General features: G+C 69.8%; 20 protein-coding genes. 14 read left to right on the forward strand and 6 right to left on the reverse strand.

The window, feature by feature from the left end; translation table 11 throughout:
* Positions 1-67 precede the first annotated feature (67 nt).
* Positions 68-1,654, forward strand: a complete 1,587-nt coding sequence (locus LCL61_RS20915) for a helix-turn-helix domain-containing protein (protein WP_340688394.1) — start codon at positions 68-70, stop codon at positions 1,652-1,654.
* A gap of 4 nt (positions 1,655-1,658) precedes the next feature.
* On the opposite strand, the gene LCL61_RS20920 is transcribed toward LCL61_RS20915, so the two are convergent.
* Positions 1,659-1,796 carry a DUF1345 domain-containing protein gene (locus LCL61_RS20920; protein ID WP_340688395.1) on the reverse strand — a complete coding sequence of 46 codons (138 nt, stop codon included), beginning with the start codon at positions 1,794-1,796 and terminating at the stop codon, positions 1,659-1,661.
* Positions 1,796-2,221, reverse strand: a complete 426-nt coding sequence (locus LCL61_RS20925; RefSeq protein WP_340688396.1) for a DUF1345 domain-containing protein — start codon at positions 2,219-2,221, stop codon at positions 1,796-1,798. The genes LCL61_RS20920 and LCL61_RS20925 overlap by 1 nt, the downstream gene beginning before the upstream one ends.
* Before the next feature lie 205 nt (positions 2,222-2,426).
* Here LCL61_RS20925 and LCL61_RS20930 point away from each other — a divergent pair, with 205 nt between their 5' ends.
* Entirely contained in the window at positions 2,427-3,650 is a 1,224-nt protein-coding gene (locus LCL61_RS20930) for a hypothetical protein (protein WP_340688397.1), read from the forward strand.
* Positions 3,647-4,069 (forward strand): hypothetical protein, encoded by a 423-nt coding sequence (locus LCL61_RS20935; RefSeq protein WP_340688398.1) that lies wholly within the window; start codon positions 3,647-3,649, stop codon positions 4,067-4,069. Before LCL61_RS20930 ends, LCL61_RS20935 begins: the two co-directional genes overlap by 4 nt.
* Here LCL61_RS20935 and LCL61_RS20940 read toward each other — a convergent pair.
* Positions 4,051-4,464: a helix-turn-helix domain-containing protein gene (locus tag LCL61_RS20940; RefSeq protein ID WP_340688399.1), complete on the reverse strand. Its 414-nt coding sequence runs from the start codon at positions 4,462-4,464 to the stop codon at positions 4,051-4,053. The genes LCL61_RS20935 and LCL61_RS20940 overlap by 19 nt on opposite strands.
* 143 nt (positions 4,465-4,607) lie before the next feature.
* Between LCL61_RS20940 and LCL61_RS20945 the strand changes: the two genes are divergently transcribed.
* Together LCL61_RS20945 and bluB are read left to right on the forward strand one after the other, a co-directional pair.
* Positions 4,608-5,396 (forward strand): alpha/beta hydrolase, encoded by a 789-nt coding sequence (locus LCL61_RS20945; protein ID WP_340688640.1) that lies wholly within the window; start codon positions 4,608-4,610, stop codon positions 5,394-5,396.
* Positions 5,397-5,416: 20 nt separating this feature from the next.
* On the forward strand, positions 5,417-6,064 hold the full coding sequence (gene bluB, locus LCL61_RS20950) for a 5,6-dimethylbenzimidazole synthase (RefSeq protein WP_340688400.1): 648 nt from the start codon (positions 5,417-5,419) through the stop codon (positions 6,062-6,064).
* Positions 6,065-6,560: 496 nt separating this feature from the next.
* Here bluB and LCL61_RS20955 read toward each other — a convergent pair whose 3' ends face one another.
* The 3 genes from LCL61_RS20955 to LCL61_RS20965 all read right to left on the reverse strand — a co-directional run bounded on the left by LCL61_RS20955 (position 6,561) and on the right by LCL61_RS20965 (position 8,803).
* Positions 6,561-7,559 carry a HEAT repeat domain-containing protein gene (locus LCL61_RS20955; RefSeq protein WP_340688401.1) on the reverse strand — a complete coding sequence of 333 codons (999 nt, stop codon included), beginning with the start codon at positions 7,557-7,559 and terminating at the stop codon, positions 6,561-6,563.
* Positions 7,553-8,218 (reverse strand): HEAT repeat domain-containing protein, encoded by a 666-nt coding sequence (locus LCL61_RS20960; protein WP_340688402.1) that lies wholly within the window; start codon positions 8,216-8,218, stop codon positions 7,553-7,555. The genes LCL61_RS20955 and LCL61_RS20960 overlap by 7 nt, the downstream gene beginning before the upstream one ends.
* Positions 8,219-8,302: 84 nt before the next feature.
* Positions 8,303-8,803, reverse strand: coding sequence for a MarR family winged helix-turn-helix transcriptional regulator (locus LCL61_RS20965; RefSeq protein WP_340688403.1), 501 nt, complete (start codon positions 8,801-8,803; stop codon positions 8,303-8,305).
* A gap of 196 nt (positions 8,804-8,999) precedes the next feature.
* Here LCL61_RS20965 and LCL61_RS20970 point away from each other — a divergent pair, with 196 nt between their 5' ends.
* The 9 genes from LCL61_RS20970 to LCL61_RS21010 are packed head-to-tail and all read left to right on the forward strand — an operon-like array spanning position 9,000 to position 19,368.
* The gene (locus tag LCL61_RS20970; RefSeq protein ID WP_340688404.1) at positions 9,000-10,046 is read left to right on the forward strand and encodes a leucyl aminopeptidase; all 1,047 of its coding nucleotides are present in this window, start codon (positions 9,000-9,002) and stop codon (positions 10,044-10,046) included.
* Positions 10,043-10,840 carry an Asp/Glu racemase gene (locus tag LCL61_RS20975; protein ID WP_340688405.1) on the forward strand — a complete coding sequence of 266 codons (798 nt, stop codon included), beginning with the start codon at positions 10,043-10,045 and terminating at the stop codon, positions 10,838-10,840. The genes LCL61_RS20970 and LCL61_RS20975 overlap by 4 nt, the downstream gene beginning before the upstream one ends.
* Positions 10,818-12,089 carry an FAD-dependent oxidoreductase gene (locus tag LCL61_RS20980; protein WP_340688406.1) on the forward strand — a complete coding sequence of 424 codons (1,272 nt, stop codon included), beginning with the start codon at positions 10,818-10,820 and terminating at the stop codon, positions 12,087-12,089. The genes LCL61_RS20975 and LCL61_RS20980 overlap by 23 nt, the downstream gene beginning before the upstream one ends.
* A gap of 34 nt (positions 12,090-12,123) precedes the next feature.
* Positions 12,124-13,512 carry an MFS transporter gene (locus LCL61_RS20985; RefSeq protein ID WP_340688407.1) on the forward strand — a complete coding sequence of 463 codons (1,389 nt, stop codon included), beginning with the start codon at positions 12,124-12,126 and terminating at the stop codon, positions 13,510-13,512.
* Positions 13,509-14,375, forward strand: a complete 867-nt coding sequence (locus tag LCL61_RS20990) for an FAD binding domain-containing protein (RefSeq protein ID WP_340688408.1) — start codon at positions 13,509-13,511, stop codon at positions 14,373-14,375. The genes LCL61_RS20985 and LCL61_RS20990 overlap by 4 nt, the downstream gene beginning before the upstream one ends.
* On the forward strand, positions 14,372-16,777 hold the full coding sequence (locus tag LCL61_RS20995; protein ID WP_340688409.1) for a xanthine dehydrogenase family protein molybdopterin-binding subunit: 2,406 nt from the start codon (positions 14,372-14,374) through the stop codon (positions 16,775-16,777). Before LCL61_RS20990 ends, LCL61_RS20995 begins: the two co-directional genes overlap by 4 nt.
* Complete coding sequence (locus tag LCL61_RS21000; RefSeq protein WP_340688410.1) at positions 16,774-17,274, forward strand: (2Fe-2S)-binding protein; 501 nt, start codon at positions 16,774-16,776, stop codon at positions 17,272-17,274. The genes LCL61_RS20995 and LCL61_RS21000 overlap by 4 nt, the downstream gene beginning before the upstream one ends.
* A complete protein-coding gene (locus LCL61_RS21005) occupies positions 17,271-17,912 on the forward strand; it encodes an SRPBCC family protein (RefSeq protein WP_340688411.1) in 642 nt (213 codons plus the stop codon). The genes LCL61_RS21000 and LCL61_RS21005 overlap by 4 nt, the downstream gene beginning before the upstream one ends.
* Positions 17,899-19,368, forward strand: coding sequence for an isochorismatase family protein (locus LCL61_RS21010; RefSeq protein WP_340688412.1), 1,470 nt, complete (start codon positions 17,899-17,901; stop codon positions 19,366-19,368). The genes LCL61_RS21005 and LCL61_RS21010 overlap by 14 nt, the downstream gene beginning before the upstream one ends.
* Positions 19,369-19,373 lie beyond the last annotated feature (5 nt).

A 19,373-nucleotide genomic window follows, 5' to 3' on the forward strand; every position in this document is an offset into this window, starting at 1 on the left:
GCGGCGAATGGCCCGCGATGGGACACTGTTATCCGTCCAGGACATGGCGCGGAGGGGGCGCAGCGGAATGGCGAGTGAGGCGGCTGCCACGCTGGCGGCACTTCTCACCGAGTACAAACAGCGGAGCGGGCTGAGCTACGAACAGCTCGGGCGCAAGGTGCATTCGAGCCGGTCGACCGTGCACCGCTACTGCACCGGGAGTAACGTTCCCACGACGTTCGCGCCGATCGAGGCGATCGCGACGGTGTGCGGCGCGAGCCGCGAGGATCTCGCGAAGCTGTACCGGGTGTGGGAGCGTGCGGACCTTGGCGAAACCCCCGTGTCCGAGCCGCCGGTCATCCGGGAAATCGACGTGGCGGAGCCCGCTCGCGGACGGCCGCTGACCCATATCGCGCTCGTCGTGGTCCTCGGAGCCGTCCTGCTCGCCGGAGGTGCCGTGGCGAACCCGCCGGACCGGCAGGCGCCGGTCACGGCACCCGCCGTCCAGGCGGCGATGTGGACGAGCGCGCCACGCACACTCGATCCGGAATTCGTCGGGGTGACGGCGAACTCCAACACCGGGCTGATGCCGACGTTCCGCGTCGGATCCGTCCGCTTGTGGAACACGCGCACCCGGTGGCAGAACCTGGAGCCCGCCCGCGGCAGCTATGACTGGAAGACGCTCGATCGGCTCGTGAACGGTGCCCGTGGTGCCGGTTTCCCGGTGACCCTGACCTTCGGCGGCACCCCGTCCTGGGCGAGCCCGAACAGCCCGAAATCCGTCTACACCGACGACTCCCGCACCGGCCCGCCCGACGACCTCGCCGACTGGGAACGTTTCGTGCGGGCCGTGGTCGAGCAGTATCGCGGCCGGATCGACGCCTACGAGCTGTGGGACATGGCCAATCATCAGGACTTCTTCTCCGGTTCGATGGCCGGACTGGTGGAAATGACGCGCAGGGGGAGCCAGGTGATCAAGTCCGCCGACCCCGCCGCCACCGTGGTCTGCCCGTCCATGGGCGAGCTCTGGGATCCCGCGGCGTTCGAGGGGTTCCGGCGGTTCGCCAAGCTCGGCGGCTACGACCATTGCGACGCCGCCGCGATGAAACTGGCTCCCCGCAACGACTCCGACCCACCGGAGACGATGCTGCCGCTGGCACAGGAGATCGAGAAGGTATTGCATGAAGCCGGCGCCGGCATCAGGTTGTGGAGCACCGGCTCTGCCTACGACGTGAACAGGCAGCGGCCCGTCGACGCCGATCGGGGTGCCCAGCACGCTGCCCGGTTCTTCCTTGCCGGCCTCTACGCGCAATACCGCCGCATGTACTTCTACAACTGGGGCAGCGCCAAGGTCCCCATCGTGCTGCAACCCGCAGGCGGTCCGCACACGAAGGCGGCGCGACACGTGGAACGCCTGCACACCTGGTTGTCGGGCAGCCGGATCCATTCCTGCGCGCAGGGGCACGCGGCCGGACTACCCGATCACCTGTGGCAGTGCCGTTTCGATCAGGGTGGCAAAGCCTTCCTGATCTGGTGGACCATCGACCGGTCAGAGCGGATCCCGGCGGCCCAGGGCACCACGTCGGTCGAAGACCTCGACGGGACAGTCACGCCGGTGGAACCCGGCGCCGAGGTCACCGTCACCGGCAGCCCGGTCCTGCTGAAACTGGGCTGAGGCTTCAGCCGCTGTTCAAAGTGGACACGACCGCCGCCACGGTCACCGTGTTGAACACGAAGGCGATGGCCGCGTGGGTGGTCACCGTCCTGCGCATCTCCCGGGAGACGACGTCCACATCGGTCGTCCCGAACGTCGTCATCACGGACACCCGTCGTCGGCGTGGTAGGCGATCGCGAACGACACCAGGACACAGATCCACGCGACGACGACCAACGACACCGCGACTCCCACGCGCGCGCTCGGTGGCAGGCTCTCGCCACCGAGCCCCGGCATCCACACCACCGCCACCGCCAGGGCGGCCGCCGCGATGGTGATCGACACCCCAGGCCCCGGGGCGGTCCCGAAGACGTACCGCTGCGCGAACGTGCCGCGGCTCTCCCGACGCGCCCAGTCCTGGATCTGCTCGGGGGTCGCCGTGCCGAACGCGGCCACCGTCACGACGGGGTAGCCGACGAGATACGCGAGAAGGACCAGAACACCCGCGTCGACCATCGCGATCGACAGCACGTCCTCGCGGAACACAGCCGCCAACGCGGCGATGACCAGCGCGAACGCGACGCTCAAGCCGCTCCTGCGGCGCTCGGACAGCCAGCTCCGAGCCGATTGGCGAGACAGCGTGGTCTCCTTTCGCCGACGATCGGGCCAGTCTCGCACCGGAGTCCCGGCTCCGGTGGGCCCCGATACTCCGTTCCAGGGATGTGACATTTCGTGGCAACCTGTCAGACTTCGGGAGCGTCGAAGCAACACTTCCGGAGTACGAGGGGGACGAATGGGGCAGGGGTTCTCGGTCGAGCCGGCCGCGGTGCGCGCGCTCGGAGACCTGGTCCTGCGGGCGGGCGCGGGCGCGGACACCTACCGGCAGTGGTTCGACCGGCTGGTCGGCGCCGGGGCCGGGTTCGACACCGAACGCGGTGAGGGTTTCCTTGCGGCCGCCTGGTCGAAACTGGACGAGTGGCAGCGCACGGCGCTGAGTCAGTCGCGATTCGCGGCCGATCTCGCCTCGGGCGGCGGGCACGAACTGCGGTGCGTCGCGCACTGGTACGGCGTGGTGGACGCCCGTGCGGCCGAGTTGCTGGACCGGCTCAACCCGGAGCCGGACGCCGCGCGGATCCCGGCGGACGAGGTGCGCGACCCGGCGGGGGCGGCGGCGTTCCGCGACGCCGTCCTGGTCGGTTACGGCGGACCCGACCCGGCGGCCATTTCCGACCCGACCTGGTGGCCGGTGAAGGCCGAGCAGGAGCGCGAGAAGCTTCTCGATCTCGGGGGATCGCTGGGCGATGTCGCCGAGGTGATCAAGATGCTCACCGGGTCCGACAAGGACTTCATCACCATGCTCGCCGACCTGCTCGTCGGCGACTGGACCGTGCTGCAGGAGCAGGCGGTGCTCTACCATGACGCCGCGACCGGGCTGGAGAACATCGCGGCCAACATCAACCAGGGCCGGTTCGGGATCCAGGGGGTGTGGGCCGGTGAGGCCGCCGACCGGGCGAAGAACTGGCTGGCCGATTACCGCGCCTGCGTGCTGCAGCTGGCCCAGTACTTCCATGGCGCGTGCCGGGCTATCCAGGCGCTGGCGAAGCTCGCGTACCACATGATGCAGGAGATCAGGCACGGCTACAGCTCGGCGATCGACATCGCGTTGCTGATCCTCACCAAGGGCAAGAAACTCGGGCTGGAGCGCGGGGTCCGGGTGGCGGAGGTGATCAGCGAAGCGCTGTCCGAGCTGGGACGCCGAGGCAAGCTCATCAACATCTTCAAGGACCCCGAGTTGCGCGACATCATCCACCTGGTGCTGTCGTTCAACGAAATCGTCGGGATCATCCAGACCTGGATCAGTGCCGCGCTGGGGCTGGCACACGCCTTCGCGGGCGAGAAGACGCTCGACGAACTACTGGAAGCCACCATCGCGATGGGCGAACCGCCGCAGTGGCCGCAAGACTACGAACACCGGGACGCCGAGTGCCCGGCCAAGAGCAGGCGGGTGCGGCTGTGACGGGACACGAGCTCTTCGGCTCCGAGCAGGGCGAGCGGGCGCGGCAGACGGCCATGCGGCTGCTGGCGGCGACCGGCGGTGCCGCCGGGGACTTCGCGGGGGAGGTGCTCGCCGGGCGACGGCGGCCGCACGAACTGCTGGCCCACGGCCCGGTACTGGACGAGTTCGTCCAGGAGGCGCGAGGCTGGTGGCAGGTCATCGACGCGCTGCCCGCCGAGGAACGTCAGCGGCTCGCCGGCGAAGCCTGGTCGTCCTTGGAGCGGCAGGTCGGCGAACTGGCCACTTTGGACGTCGACGACGCCGTCGCGGAGCTGGAAAAGCTGTCCGCGCCGGCGCAGGACCCGCCCGCGCGGAACCGTCGTCGCCGGGACGACGAAGACGACGACTGGTCCGAGAGGTCCTATCTGGAGCCGCTCTGAGCCGGGGTGTCGTCCGCCATCGCGTTGGCCTCGGCGATCCGGGCCATATGCTCTTCGGCCCAGTTCCGGAGCGCCGCCAGCGGCACGTCGAGCGACAGGCCGAGGTCGGTCAGCCGGTAGTGCACGCGGGGCGGCACGGTGGGCTCCACCCGGCGGTCGACGAGGCCGTCACGGACCAGGCTGTGCAGGGTCACCGACAGCATTTTCTGGGATACGCCGGGGATCCTGCGCCGTAGCTCGGCGAAACGCACCTCGTGCGGAGCCGCCTCCGCGAGGACCTTGACCGCCATCGACGTCCATTTCGTGCCGATGCGGTCCAGCAGACGGCGGGTAGGGCACTCGGGGTCGAACAGATCGCCGCGCGGTGTCGTCGAGCGCGGCTGTCGGGAGGTCACCTGAAGCTCACCACCTGTGGGGAAAGTGCCGTCTTGGCGGCACGCCGGAAGTTACCTACGGTTTTCTGGTAACCAATGGTAACCACTACGGAGGCGACGTGCCCCAGCTGCGACGGATCGGCATCAACGGCATCGAGGTCAACATGACCATCGCGGGCAGTGGGCCCGCGGTCCTGCTGCTGCACGGCTTCCCGCATACCTGGCGGCTCTGGAGCGAGATCATCGGCCCGCTGGCCGAGCATCACCGGGTCATCACCCCGGATCTGCGTGGGCTCGGCGACAGCACCCGCGCCGTGGACGGCTATGACGCGAGCACGCTGGCCACCGACGCCGAAGGCATCCTCGACGTCCTTGGCGAAACCGAGGCGGACGTCGTCGCCATCGACGCCGGCACGCCGGTCGCCTTCCTGCTCGCCCTGCGGCGGCCGGATCTGGTGCGGCGGCTCGTCGTGATGGAGTCGCTGGTGGGTTCGCTGCCCGGCGCCGAGGACTTCCTGGCGGGCGGCCCACCGTGGTGGTTCGGCTTCCACGCCGTTCCCGGTCTCGCGGAAAAGGTGCTGATCGGGCACGAGGCGGAGTACATCGGTTGGTTCCTCGCGGCGGGAACGCTCGGACGCGGTGTGCCGCCGGGGATCCGTGACGCCTTCGTCGACGCCTACGCCGGGCAGGACGCCCTGCGCTGCGCCTTCTCCTACTATCGCGCACTGCCGGTCACCGCCCGCCAGATCGGTGAAGCGGTGGCGGGCAGCAGGCTCACGATGCCCACGATGGCGATCGGTGCCCACCCGGTCGGTCGTGCGCTGGAACGGCAATTGCGTCCCGTCGCCGACGACCTGACCGGACACCTCATCGAGGACTGTGGCCACATCATCCCGCTGGACCGGCCCGCGGAACTGCTTCGCCTGCTGACCCCGTTCCTTGCCACCCCCTGAGGCCCGGCACGATCAGGCATATGACGCGTGAGACAGAGGACGGTTCGGTGTACGGCACGATCTTCCGGCGACGGGACACCCGTGGCGAGTTCACCGGCGAGCCGATTCCGGAAGAGGTGCTGCGCCGAGTGCTGAGCGCGGCGCACGCCGCGCCGAGTGTGGGCCTGTCCCAGCCCTGGGATTTCGTCGTGGTGTCCGATATGGACCTTCGAAAGCGGTTTCGCGAGCACGTGCTGGCCGAACGCGAGGTGTTCGAAGACCGGTTGGACGTGGAGCGGGCCCGTGTCTTCGCGAACATCAAGATCGAGGGGATCGTCGAGTCCTCCGCCGGGATCGTGGTCGGCTACGACCCGGCACGCGGCGCGCCCGACGTGCTGGGGAGGCACGCGATCGCCGACGCCGGTCTGTACTCGGTGTGCCTGGCCATTCAGAACCTTTGGCTGGCGGCTACCGCCGAGGGGCTCGGCGTCGGCTGGGTCAGCTTCTACCGCGAAGAGTTCCTGCGCGATTTGGTGGGATTCCCCGGAAACGTCCGTCCGGTGGCGTGGTTGTGCGTCGGCCCGGTGCGGGACCTGCCCACCGCCCCCGATCTGGAGCGGCACGGCTGGCGGGAACGTCTTCCACTCGACGCCGTGTTGCACTACGAACGGTACGTATCCGATGGATGATCATCATTTCGGCAAGGACGGTCGCGCTGCCTGGGGCCGGCCGTCGACGAAAATCTGATGGTGCGGCTGCGCGGCGGTCGTGTACCGCGTGGGGGAGCACGTGCTGCGGGGTGGCCGGCCTGCGGCCGGACGCAGGAGAGCTGACGTCTTCTCGACCGTCCCGACCCACGACCAGGGCCGAAGGCTCCCTTTGTCGCATCAGACGCAGCGAAGGGGGCCTTCGCCCCGCCTGTCAACCTCGCCCAAGATCAACTTAAGCTACGTGACATTTAGGTCAGAGCCCCCTTTGTCACTCGCGACCCTCTTGGGAACCCGTGCAGATTGGTATCAATCAGACATTCAATCGCCATGAAGTGTCCCTTGTGGACGAATAGGGTGCGAAGGCCGCCCTCTGCCTCGAAACCGGCAAAGAAGGTCTACGCGGCAGAGGTCCTCGCGGTCGCGCAACGTTTGCCTTATCCCTCTATAGGCCCTGTATCTGTGGCGACCCAGTGGGTCACCGGTCCCGGTCGGCGAGGGCGGAGGCGATCAGCGCGACAGCCGGATCGGGATCCCCGGCGAGCAGCTCCAGCATGCCGCCCGCCTTGGCCCCCGGAATCTCCGCCAGGGCCTGGACCACGCGGATCCGGACCGCGGAATCCCCGGTGTGCGCCGCGAGCGCGTCGGCCAGGGCGGCCATGATCCGTTCCTCGGAGCCGGGAATCTCCATCAGCGCGCCGAGGACCTCCGCGGCTTCGACGTCGTTCGTGCCGTCGACCACCATGCCGACGAGGGTGGGGATGGCCGCGGTCGTGCCCCTCCCACCCAAGGCGAGCGCGGCGGGCCCGCGCACCCTCGCGTCGGAGTCCCCGAGCGCCTCCGTGAGCGCCTTGCCCGCTTCCTCGCCAGGGATCTCGGCGAGCGCCAGTACCGCGCGCTGCCGGACGCCCGCGTCCTCCGCGTGCAGTCCTGCCGCCACCTCGGCCACCCCGTCGCCGCCCGCCCTCGCGAGAGCCCAGCGCAGGGCTCCGGCGACGTTCGGGTCGGCCTCGGTCAGGATCGCGTCGGCGATCCGGTCGGCGGGAACCGGCATGTCTTCGGCCGGGCTCAGGGCGGCCTGCTGACGGCGCGCCGCGTGAGGCGAAGTGAGCCCTCGCAGGAGTTCCACGATACGAAGGGCGTCCTGCCAGTCCGAGGGCGCGGACGCGTCGACCGTACGCAGCCGCGCGAGCAGCTCCCGTTCCCGGTTCAACCGGTCCTCCGCCTGACGGATGAGATCGCCGACCAGCGTCGACGGAGTGAAGGTCGGATCCTCCAGCGCGCGCGAGATCTGGCGCAGGGACAACCCGAGTGAGCGCAGGCTCTCCACATGGAAGATCCTGCGGATGTCCTCGTCCTGGTACTCCCGGTAGCCGCCGACGGTGCGTCCCGTCGGCCGCACCAGCCCGAGGGAGTCGTAGTGGCGCAGCATCCGGGAGCTCACTCCCGAACGCCGCGCCACCTCGCCGATCAGCACGCCGATCCTCCGGCCCCTTGCGGACCGAGCGCCATGATCCGTTTCGCCTCGTCCGCCGTTACGTCGAACCCCGCTTCCGGGTCGCGCAGGAGGCGTTCCGTGGCGAAGGCGTGCGCGCGCACCGCGTCATCGCGGCTCTCCGATGCCTTCCGCAGGGCCGGCTCGCAGGCGTCCCCGAGCGCGACGAGCGCCCGGCTGAGGCTCAGCCGCCTGTTCCGGTCACCACGGCCGAGCTCGATCGCCAGTTCCGCGGCCAGCCCGGCTCGTTCCCCCTCCGGCACGAGGATGACAGCCGCACGCCAGGCGCTTCGCGCCACCTCGTCGTCCGCGTCGTGCAACAGGGATGCGGTGATCGCGGGCCAGGCGGCGCGGTCCCCGATCTTCGACAGGGTGTGCAGCGCCTGGCTCCGTGCTTGCGCCCGCTCGGATCGAAGCTCCACCAGGAGCCGGGGCACCGTGCTCGACGGCGGGAGACGGGTCAGCGCCCAGGTGAGCATGTCGCGGACGAAGAAGTCGGGCTCGATCGCGCATCGCGCGACCAGGGCGTCGGTGAAGCGCGGGTCGGGCCGGGTGCCTGCGGCCATGGCGGCCTTGAGCCGCGTCGACGAGTCCTCGGCACCGAGAGCGTCGAGCAGCGGTGTGTCCGTGGTCGGGTTCATGGGAACCACCTCCTGCGCTTCAGTGAAGACCTTGTCACGATGTCAAGGTCAACCCTCAAGCTCGCCGAACCCGGCGTGTCGGCCTCAGCGCAGCTTGTCGACCTCGGCGATCCGCTCCCAGCGGGCGCCCAGCGCGTTGAGCAAAGCCGCCATGTCGATGTCGTCGTCGCCGTCGAGGAGTGCCTTGTCCAGACGGCGGGCGCGGCGGTTCACCTGGCTCAAGACCGACTTGCCCTCGTCGGTGAGCGAAAGCAGTTTGCGCCGCGCGTCGTGCGGGGATTCGACGCGCCGGATGAGACCCCGCCGTTCGAGCCTGCGGCACAGATCGGCCATCGTCGAGGTGTCGAGCGCGACGGCGCCCGCGAGGGAACTCTGGTCGCTGCCGGGATAGGTACGGACCGCCGAAAGGACCGCGAACTGCGGACCGGTCAACACCGGATCCACATGGCGGTTCCACGCCGCGAGGTACGCCTGGTACAGCCTGCGGGCGCCGTAGCCGGGAGCCGCCAGCAGGTCCGACGGCGGCGCGGGAGTGACGGCCGGTGTGTCGTCCCTGCGCCGGCCCGTGCGCGCCGATTCACCCATCGCTGCTCCTTGTCGGCTCCAACCCGCTGCCCGGGCCCCCGCGGTGATCCTACGTGTCCGGACGGTCGCTCAGTGGCAGGCCGCCGAGATCTGTCCGAGGTCACCTCTTGCGCATCCGGATAGTACGTGTTCGTATGAAGACCGGTCTTCCGTACCCGGATAGTACGTGCTCGGATCAATATGGAGGTGGTCGGCGATGGACCGGAACCTGTTCAACGACATCTGCTTGCGCCAGTTGACGTTCTCGGGGGTGCACGAGGGCGAGACCGTGGTGGTGCTGACCCGCGGCGGGGAGCGGGCGGAGTACGCCGACGCCTTCCTGTGGGCCGCCCAGCAGCTGGGTGCCTCGGCGTACCACATGCGGCTGCCGTCGCCGGTCAGCGCCGCGGGCGCGTGGGCGGTCGGCGACTCGGGGCTCGGGAACATCCCGCTGGCGGTCGAGGCGCTCAAGAGCGTGGACATGGTGATCGACTGCACGTTCCTGTTGTTCAGCAAGGAACAGTTCGCCATCCAGGACGCGGGCACCCGGATCCTCACCGCCGTCGAACCGCCCGAACTGCTGGCCCGGCTCATGCCGACGAAGGAACTGCGCGAGCGGGTGGAGATCGGCGCGGAACTCCTCGCCAAGGCGGGCGCCATGCGGATCACCAGCCCGGCGGGCACAGACGTCACCTATCAGCTCGGCGTGTACCCGACGCTGTCCGAATACGGCTACACCGACACTCCCGGCCGCTGGGACCACTGGCCGGCGGCGTTCGTGTTCACCGGCGGGGCCGACGACGGTGTCGACGGGAAGATCGTGCTTTCGCCGGGGGATGTGCTGCTGCCGTTCAACACCTACGTACAGACACCGGTGGAGATCACCATCGAACAGGGGTTCATCCGGGACATCCGCGGCGGCGCCGGATCGTCCGGGCTGGACGCGGATCTGCTGCGCTCGTACATCGAGAGCTTCGACGATCCGCGCGGCTACGGCATGAGCCACGTGGGCTGGGGGCTCGACGAGCGCGCGCACTGGCACGGCCTGACCCAGTTCCCCGGCGGGATGGGCATGGAGCTGCGGAGTTTCTACGGCAACGTCATGTTCTCCATCGGCCCCAACAACGAGCTCGGCGGACCGAACGACACGCCTTGCCACTTCGACATCCCGATGCGCGGCAATTCCCTTTACCTGGACGACGAACTGATCGTCGACAACGGTGAGCTGACCGTCGCCGAGATGCGCCCGGCGGCCCGCCGATGAGCGACCACCACATCGGGATGATCGTCCCCAGTTCGAACCTCACCATGGAGACCGAGCTGCCGCGAATGCTGCGCGTCAGGGAGGAGGCCGAGCCGGGGGACCGGTTCGTCTTCCACTCCGCGCGGGCCAGGATGCGGCACGTCGAACCCGAACAGCTACGGGCGATGAACGCCCAGGCCGGGAGGGCGGCGGCCGAACTCGCCGACGCGCGGCCCGACGTCGTCGCCACCGCGTGCCTGGTGGCGATCATGGCCCAGGGGCCCGGCTACCACTGCACCGCCGAGGACGACATCACGCGCGTGCTGCGCGAAGAGGGTTGCGAGTCACCGGTCGTCTCCAGCGCCGGCGCGCTGCTGTCCGGGCTGAGCGCGCTCGGCGCCCGCAAGGTCGCGATCATCACGCCGTACATGAAGCCGCTGACCAAGGCGGTGGCGGAGTACATCGAGGACGCCGGGTTCGAGGTCGCCGACGCACTTTCGCTCGAAGTGGCGGACAACCTCGCCGTCGCCCGGCTGGATCCCGCCGGGCTGCGAGAGCACCACCGCAAGCTGAATCTGTCCGATGTGGACACCTTGGTGCTCTCCGCCTGTGTCCAGATGCCTTCGCTGCCCGCGATCCAGCCGGTGGAGGACGAGATCGGGATCCCGGTCCTCTCGGCGGCGACGGCCACGACGTTCCGGATCCTCTCGGAACTCGGCGTGGAGTCTTGGGTGCCCGGTGCCGGCAGCTTGCTCAGTGGCACGAAAGCTATGACGAAGACGGGAGGCGGGCATGGCCGCGAGTCAGTCGTTTGAGGTCGTTGTCGTCGGTGGCGGGCTCGGTGGGCTCTGTGCCGCGTTGTCCCTGCGGCAACGGGGTCTGCGCGTCACCGTGGTCGAAGCCGCCCCTGAGCTGGGCGAGATCGGCGCGGGGATCCAGACCGCGCCGAACGCCAGCCGGATCCTCATCGGGCTCGGCCTGCGCGCCCGGCTCGAGCGGGTGCGGACGGAGCCGCAGGACCAGGTGCGCCGTCGCTGGGCCGACGGCAGCATCATCGCCCAGCTGGCGCTGGGCAGGCGCGTGACCGACCAGTACGGCGCGCCCTACTGGCACTACCACCGGGCCGACCTGCACGGAGTCCTGCTGGACGCCTGCCTCGATCCGGAGGTCCCCGGTCCGGTGGTGCGGGTGGCGACCGGCGCGCGGGTGGTCGACCTCGACCGGTCGGTGCCGGACCGGCCGACCGTGATCACCGCCGACGGACGCCGGTTCACCGGTGACGTCGTGGTCGGGGCGGACGGCATCCGGTCTTCGGTGCGCGATCTCGCCGGCTTCGACGACACCCTCGCGTTCTCCGGAGAGATGGCGTACCGGGCCTTGATCTCCGGCGACCTCATCGCGCAGGACCCGGCAACCCGATTCCTGGCCGACCGCTATCACTCCACGATCTGGTACGGCCCCAACAAACACCTGGTGCACTACATGATCCGCGGCGGGGAGTACCTCAACGTGGTCGCGATCGTGCCCTGCACCGAAACGGTGGCCGAGGACTGGAGCGGCCCGGCCACCGCCGCCGAACTCGCCGCGGAGTACCACGACTGGGACGATCGGGTACCGACGATGCTGGCGAAGGCGAAGGACGAGGACGTCTCGGTGTGGGCGATGTACCGCCGTCGCCGTGACCCGGTCTGGGTCGACGGCCGGGTCGCCCTGCTCGGCGACGCGTGCCACGCGATGCTGCCGTACCAGGCACAAGGCGCGTCCCAGGCGATGGAAGACGCGGCGGTGCTGGCAGAGGAGCTGGGGCGCGTCACCCGCGACGGGATCGACGGTGCTTTGATCCGCTACGTGGACCGGCGCGCCAAGCACGCGGGCATGGTGCAGGACGCCTCGCTGCAGAACATGGACTTCTATCACCTGCCCGACGGTCCCGAACAGCGCGAACGGGACGAGAAGCTACGGCGCTTCGACGGCGAATCCGACGTGTCCTACGACTGGCTGTGGAACGGCAGCCCGCTCACCGACCCCGACACCGAGTCCATCCACTACCAGTTCGCCCGCTGAGGCGCGCTGGCCGTCAATCGCAACGGAGCGGTTCATGCGTACTGGTGATCAGATCGTCCAGGACCTGCCCTGGCGTTGGAGCGTGCAGGGAAAGATCTTCCTCATCGGCGGACTGGGCTACATGTTCGACGCCTGGGACGTCGCGCTGAACGGATTCCTCACTCCGCTGGTCGGGACGGAATTCGGCTTGTCCGCCGGCGGGAAGGGGCTGGTGGCCACCGCGAACCTGATCGGCATGGCCGTGGGCGCGGTCGCCTGGGGCACGGTCGCCGACCGGATCGGCCGGAAACGGGCGTTCAGCATCACGCTGCTGCTGTTCGCGCTGTTCTCCGTGCTGGGCGCGCTCGCGCCGAACGTGGAGACGTTCCTGGCCCTGCGTTTCCTCGCGGGGATCGGACTGGGCGGCTGCATCCCGGTCGACTACGCGATCGTCAGCGAGTTCTCCCCGCGCAAGCATCGCGGCCGGGTCCTGTCCGCGATGGACGGCTGGTGGCCGATCGGGACCACGCTGGCCGCCGTCAGCGCGACGCTGCTGCTCCCGGTCGAGGGGAACTGGCGCTGGATGCTGGTCTTGATGATCCTGCCCGCGCTGTTGCTGTTCTGGGTGCGGCGTGGTGTCCCGGAATCACCGCTGTACCTGGTGCGCAAGGGTCGCGAGGCGGAGGCACGGGCCGTGATCGACGACCTCGTGCGCCGCACGGGAGCGGCTCCGGAGCCCTACTCGGTCCCGCCCGCGGTGGTCGAGGACACCCGCGGTGGCGCGGTCGCGGCCGCGTTCGATCAGTTGCGCCGGGTGTGGGCGTTCAACCCGCGGATCACCGCGGTGGCGTGGTCGTTGTTCATCAGCGTCATGCTGGTCTACTACGCCGCGCTCAGCTGGATGCCGTCCATCCTGCGGGCGCAGGGCTTCGGCGAGATCGCGGCCTTCGCCTCGACCGCGCTCATGAACGCGACCGGCATCGTCGGGGTCGCGGTGGCCGTGCTCCTGGTCGACAAGGTCGGCCGCAAGCGGATCATCATGGTCGCCGGTCCGCTCACCGCACTGTCGCTGGTGGTGTTCTCCCTGCTGCTCGACACGCCTGCCGCGGCGGTCGTGGCGATCGGCGCGTTCGGCCTGTTCGCGCTGGTGGTCATCCCGGTGATGTACGCCTACGTCTCCGAGCTCTACCCGACGGAACTCCGGGCTTCGGGGTTCGGCTGGGCGTCGTCGTCGAGCCGGGCGATCACCGGCTTCGCGCCGCTGCTGTTCGGCAGCGTGCTGTGGCCGGTGCTCGGGTTGCCGCTCACCTTCACCGTGCTGGGTGTGCTCGTGGTGGCCGCGGTCGTGTTCATGATGACGGGCGCGCCGGAGACCCGCGGCCGCGAACTCGACCGGATCGTCGACCCGGTCGAGGCACCCGCCGAGACCAGGACGGCTCTGTGAAGCCCGCCGCGTTCCGGTACCACCGGGCCCACGACGTCACCGACGCCGTCGGTCTGCTCGGCGAACTCGCCGCGGCGGGCGAGGACCCGAAGCTCATCGCGGGCGGGCAGAGCCTGATGCCGATGATGAACTTCCGCCTCGCCCGGCCGACCGCGCTGGTGGATCTGGGCCCGTTGCGGCGAGAACCGGCGCTGAACTCGTTCCGGCGTGACGGTTCCAGCCTCACGATCGGCGCGATGGTCACCCATCGGGCGGTGGAGGTCGCCGAGCTGGGACCGGATTTCGCCGTGCTGTCCCGCGCGATGCGGTGGGTGGGGCATCTGCCGATCCGGTCCCGCGGCACGGTGGCGGGCAGCGTCGTTCACGGTGACGCGACCGCGGAGTGGTGCCTGCTGGCCCTGCTGCTCGACGCGGTGATCGTCGCCGAAGGTCCGGGCGGGCCCAGGGAGATCCCGGCCGAGGAGATGTTCCACGGCTTCTACACCACGGCCGTCGAACCGGACGAGGTCGTGACCGCGGTGCGCTTCACCCGCCCGTCGCCCCGGGCCGCGTTGACCGAGTTCGCCCGCCGCCACGGCGATTTCGCGATCGTCGACGCCGCCGTGAGCATCGACGCGGAGCACGGGGGCCGGGTCGTGCTCGGCGGCGTCGCGCCCGCGCCGGTCAGGGTGCCCGAGGCCGAGGCGCTGCTCGACGGCGGCGTCCCGGGACCGGACCTGTTCGCCGAGTGCGGGGAGGCCGCGGCGGCGGCGATCGATCCGCCCGACGACGCGGCGGGCAGCGCCGCCTACCGCCGACGGCTGGCGCGCACCCTCGTCACCCGGGCGCTGCACGAGGCCTGGGAGAAAGGAGAAACGCGATGACTCCGCGGTTCGACGGGCGCAACGGCCGCTGGGTCGGCGCGTCGGTGCCCCGGCGCGAGGATCCCCGCCTGCTCACCGGCCGGGGCCGGTTCGTCGACGACATCCAGCTGCCCGGAATGCTGCACGCGGCCTTCGTCCGATCGACGGTCGCGCACGGCACGATCACCGGGATCGATCTGTCGGCCACTCTGGCGGTCGACGGCGTCGTCGCCGCCTACACGGCGTCCGACCTCGATCTCGGTGATATCGTCGCCTTGCTCGACCGCCCGCCCGAGGAGTTCTCGCCGACCGCGATGCCGATCCTCGCCAGGGAGAAGGTGCGGTTCACCGGCGAACCGGTGGCGCTGGTCGTCGCGCGAGATCCGTACAGCGCCGAGGACGGCGTCGAAGCCGCGGTGGTGGACTACGAGCCGCTCAGGGCGATCGTGTCGGAGGAGTCGGCGTTCGCCGAGGACGCGCCGGTCGTGCACGACGAGGCGCCGGGCAATGTGCTGGTCGACGTCTCGATGTTCGACACACCCGGTGTCGACGCGGCGTTCGAGGCGGCCCGCGCGGGTGGCGGCCGCGTGGTCGAAGTCGTCACGAAGAGCGGACGGCAGAACGCGCTCCCGCTCGAAACGCGAGGAGTGGTCGCCTCCTGGGACGACCGCGACGACCAGTTGCTCGTCCAGATGTGCACGCAGGTGCCGCATCAGGTGCGTACGGCGATGGCCCGTTCGCTGCGGGTCCCCGAACGCACCGTGCGGGTCACCGTCCCGGACATGGGTGGGGGTTTCGGCCAGAAATGCGTCGTCGGCCGCGAGGAGATCGCGGTCGCGGCGGCGGTCCGGCGGCTGAACCGGCCGGTGAAGTGGATCGAGGACCGGCGCGAGGCGCTCACGGCCGGATTCCTTGCCAGGGAACAGCGTTACCGCACGCTGGCGGCTTTCGACGAGGACGGGCGGATCACCGCGCTGGACGTCGACGTCGTCTGCGACATGGGCGCGTACTCCTGCTACCCGTTCACCGCGGGCATCGAGCCGCTGATGGCGTCGGCCGAGATGCCGAGTGTGTACCAGGTTCCCGAGTACCGGGTCCGTGCCCGCGCCATCGCGAGCAACAAGGCGCCGACGGCGCCCTATCGCGGGGTCAGCCGTCCGCAGTACGTGATGGCGATCGAACGGGTCATGGAACGCGCTGCCAGGGAACTCGGCCTCGATCCGGTCGAGATCCGGCGGCGCAACGTGATCACGCAGTTCCCGTACACCGGTGTCAATGCCATCACCTACGACCCCGGCACGTACCGCGAATCGCTCGAACTCGCCGAGGCGGCGATCCGCGACGAGGGGTGGTACGAGATCCGGGACCGTGCCGCCGCCGACGGCAGGCATATCGGCATCGGCTACTGCTGTTTCTCCGAGCGGACCGGGTACGGCTCGGGCGCCTTCGCGAAGCGGAAGATGGCGGTGGTCCCCGGTTTCGACATCTCCGAGATCCGGATGGACACCACCGGATCCGTCGTGGTCACCAGCGGCACCATGAACCACGGCCAGTCCCACGAGACGACGCTGGCGCAGATCGTGGCCGACCGGCTGGGACTGCACCTCGACCAGGTCAAGCTCCGCCAGGGTGACACCGAGCGCATCGCCTACGGATGGGGGACTTTCGCCTCGCGCTCGGTGACGATCGGTGGCTCGGCGGTGTCCCTCGCGGCCGGGAAACTGGGCGAACTGTTGTGCAGGATCGCCGCGCACCTGCTCGAAACGAGTCCTGACAACGTCCGCCTCGACGGTGACGGCGGCGTCGTCCAGATCGACGACCCGGAGCGGCGCGCGTCGTTCGAGGAGATCGCCGACGTGGCCTACCTGCGCAGTCACCTGCTGCCCAAGGACGTCGAACCGACGTTGACGGCCACGGCGAGCTTCGACGTGCCCGGCGACGGCACGTTCTCCAACGCCACGCACGCCGTGGTCGTCGAGGCAGATCCGGGCACCGGCCAGATCCGGATCCTGCGCTACGCCTGCGTGGAGGACTGCGGCGTGGTGATCCATCCGCAGGTCGTCGACGGCCAGTGCCGCGGCGGGATCGCGCAGGGCATCGCCGGCGCGTTGTTCGAGGAGATCACCTACGCGGGCAACGGGGAACCGTCGGCCGCGAGCTTCATCGACTACCTCGTCCCGACCGCGACGGAGATCCCGGACATCACCGTCACCCACCTCGAAACCCCTTGCTCCTTAACGGAAAACGGCGCGAAGGGCGCGGGGGAGGGCGGCACCATCGGCGCGCCGGCCGCGGTGCTGAACGCGATCAACGACGCGCTGCGCCGTACGGGGGTCGAACTCGACACGACCCCGGTCCACCCGCAGACCGTGCTCGCCGCGCTCGACGCGGAGATCCACCAGGAAGTGAGCGTCCCCTCATGAGCGACCGGCACCTGATCGTCCTGAACGTCAACGGCGAGTCGCACGAGGCCCTCGTCGAGCCGCGCAAGACCCTGCTCGACGTCCTGCGTCACGACCTCGGGCTCACCGGCACCCACGTCGGCTGCGAGCACGGGGTCTGCGGTGCCTGCACCGTCCTCGTCGACGGCGAGCCGGTACGGGCGTGCCTGATGTTCGCCGTCCAGGCGGAGACGGCCGAGATCCGCACGGTCGAATCGCTGGGGCAGGACGGCGAACTTTCCGATCTGCAGCGGTCTTTCAGCGAGCACCACGGTCTGCAGTGCGGCTTCTGCACGCCCGGATTCCTCATGCTGGCCGAAGGATTCCTCGCCCAGCGGCCGGACGCCTGCCGCGAGGAGATCCGCGAGGCCGTCTCGGCGAACCTGTGCCGCTGCACCGGTTATCAGACGATCGTCGACGCGATCGAGGCGACCGCGACCCGCCGGTGCCACGCCGCGAAGAAGGAGGCGACAGCGTGATCCTGGAAAACCAACTGTCCGTCCCGGCCGGACCCGACGCGGTCTTCGCCTTGATCAACGACGTCGAACGGGTGGCCGGTTGCCTGCCGGGCGCGATCCTCGACGGGCGGCAGGACGACGCCTATCTCGGCCGCGTCAAGGTCAAGGTCGGCCCGATCACCGCGGCCTACTCGGGCACCGTGCGGTTCACCGACGTCACCCCCGCAGACCGCAGCCTGCGGCTGGTGGCCAGGGGAGCCGACGCCCACGGCAACGGTGACGCGGAGGCCGACGTCACGCTGACCGTGCGCGAGGCGCCCGGCGGCGCCACCATCGAGTTGCGCACCGATCTGTCGATCCGCGGCAAGCTCGCCCAATTCGGCAAGGGCGCGATCGGCGCCGTCTCCACCCGGCTGCTCGACCAGTTCGCCCGCAATCTCGCGGACCAGCTTCGAGCGGGGCCCGTGGCGGCCACGAGCGCCGCTCCCGCGCCGGTGCCGGAGGCCGTCGACGGGCTCGCCATGGTGCTTCCCGAGGGCGTCAAACGCTACGGCGTGATCGCGGCCGCCGCGGCCCTCGGGTTGTTCCAGGGCTGGCTGCTGGGCCGGATCCGTACTCAGGACGAACTGATCAAGGAGTTGCAGCGTGCCCGTCGATGAACGCCTCGACAGCGTGTACGACCGAGCCGGTTTCGGCGCGAGCGTGCCGCGCGGTTCGCGCCCGGCCCTGGTCGTGGTCGACCTGACCCGCGGGTTCACCGAACCCGGGTTCCCGTCCGGAGCCGACCTCACCGCCGAGGTGACCGCGACCGCCGCTCTCGTCGCCGAAGCCCGGCGGCGGGACGTGCCGGTGATCTACACCGCGATCTCCTACACACCCGCCGAAGCGGACGGCGACGCCGTCGCGTGGCTCCGGAAAGCGCCCGGGATGCGGGCGCTGCGCGAAGGAAGCGAAGCGGTCGCCCTCGACCCGCGGCTGGACCAGCGACAGGGCGACCATCTGATCCTGAAGAAGGGCGCGTCGGCGTTCCACGGGACCTCGCTGGCGGCGCTCCTCACGAGTCTGGGCACGGACAACGTTGTCGTTTGCGGCGCAACCACTTCGGGATGTGTCCGCGCGACCGCCGTCGACGCCGTCCAATCCGGCTTCAATACGCTCGTCGTACGGGAAGCCTGCGGTGACCGCGCGCAAGGACCGCACGATGCCGCTTTGTTCGACCTGCAAGCGAAATACGCGGACGTCGTCGAACTTGACGAGGCCCTGGCGTATCTCGCGGATCTGGATCGCCGCACGCTCGGTCAGCCCGCCTTGGCGGATCTCGGCGACGTTCCGGCGACCAGCCGCTGGGTGACGTCGGGCTCGGTCCGGCTGCACGTGCTCGACTACGGTCCCGCCGACGGCGTCCCGGTGCTCGTGCTGCCGGGGATCACCAGCCCCGCGGTCACGATGGACTTCGTGGTACGGGAACTCACCGATCTCGTGCGGCCACTCGTGCTCGATGTGCGCGGCCGCGGGCTGTCCGATGACGCGTCCGACTACGACCTGGGAAGCTACGCCGCGGACGTCGATGCGGTCGTGGACGGACTCGGGCTGCGTGATCCGATCCTGTTCGGACACTCCATGGGCGCGCGGATCGCCGCGCGTGCCGCCACTACCCGGCCACTTCGGGGCACGGTGCTGGCCGACCCTCCGCTGAGCGGTCCCGGACGGGCGCCGTATCCCACCACTCTCGACGCCTTCCTCGGGCAACTCGCGCAGGCCCGCCGAGGCACCGACGCCGACGAGGTGGCCCGGTCCTGGCCGCGATGGCCGCGCCGGGAACAGGAATTGCGCGCCCGCTGGCTGTCTTCGTGCTCCCGCGACGCGATCGCCGCCACCCACGCCGGGTTCGAATCCGAGGACTTCTTCGACGACTGGCCGAAGGTGCCCGCTCCGACCTACTTCCTTTACGGCGGCGCGAGCCCGGTAGTCACCGCCGCCGGCGCGGCTGAAGCGGCCGAGCGCAATCCGTCGGCCGAGTTCGTCGAGATCCCGGAGGCGGGGCACATGATCTTCTGGGATGAGCCCGAAGCCGCTCTCGCCGCGCTTCGGGAGGCGTTGCGGAAGCTGCTCTGAGCCGT

Source organism: Amycolatopsis coloradensis (assembly GCF_037997115.1).
GTDB classification, from domain to species: Bacteria; Actinomycetota; Actinomycetes; order Mycobacteriales; family Pseudonocardiaceae; genus Amycolatopsis; species Amycolatopsis coloradensis_A.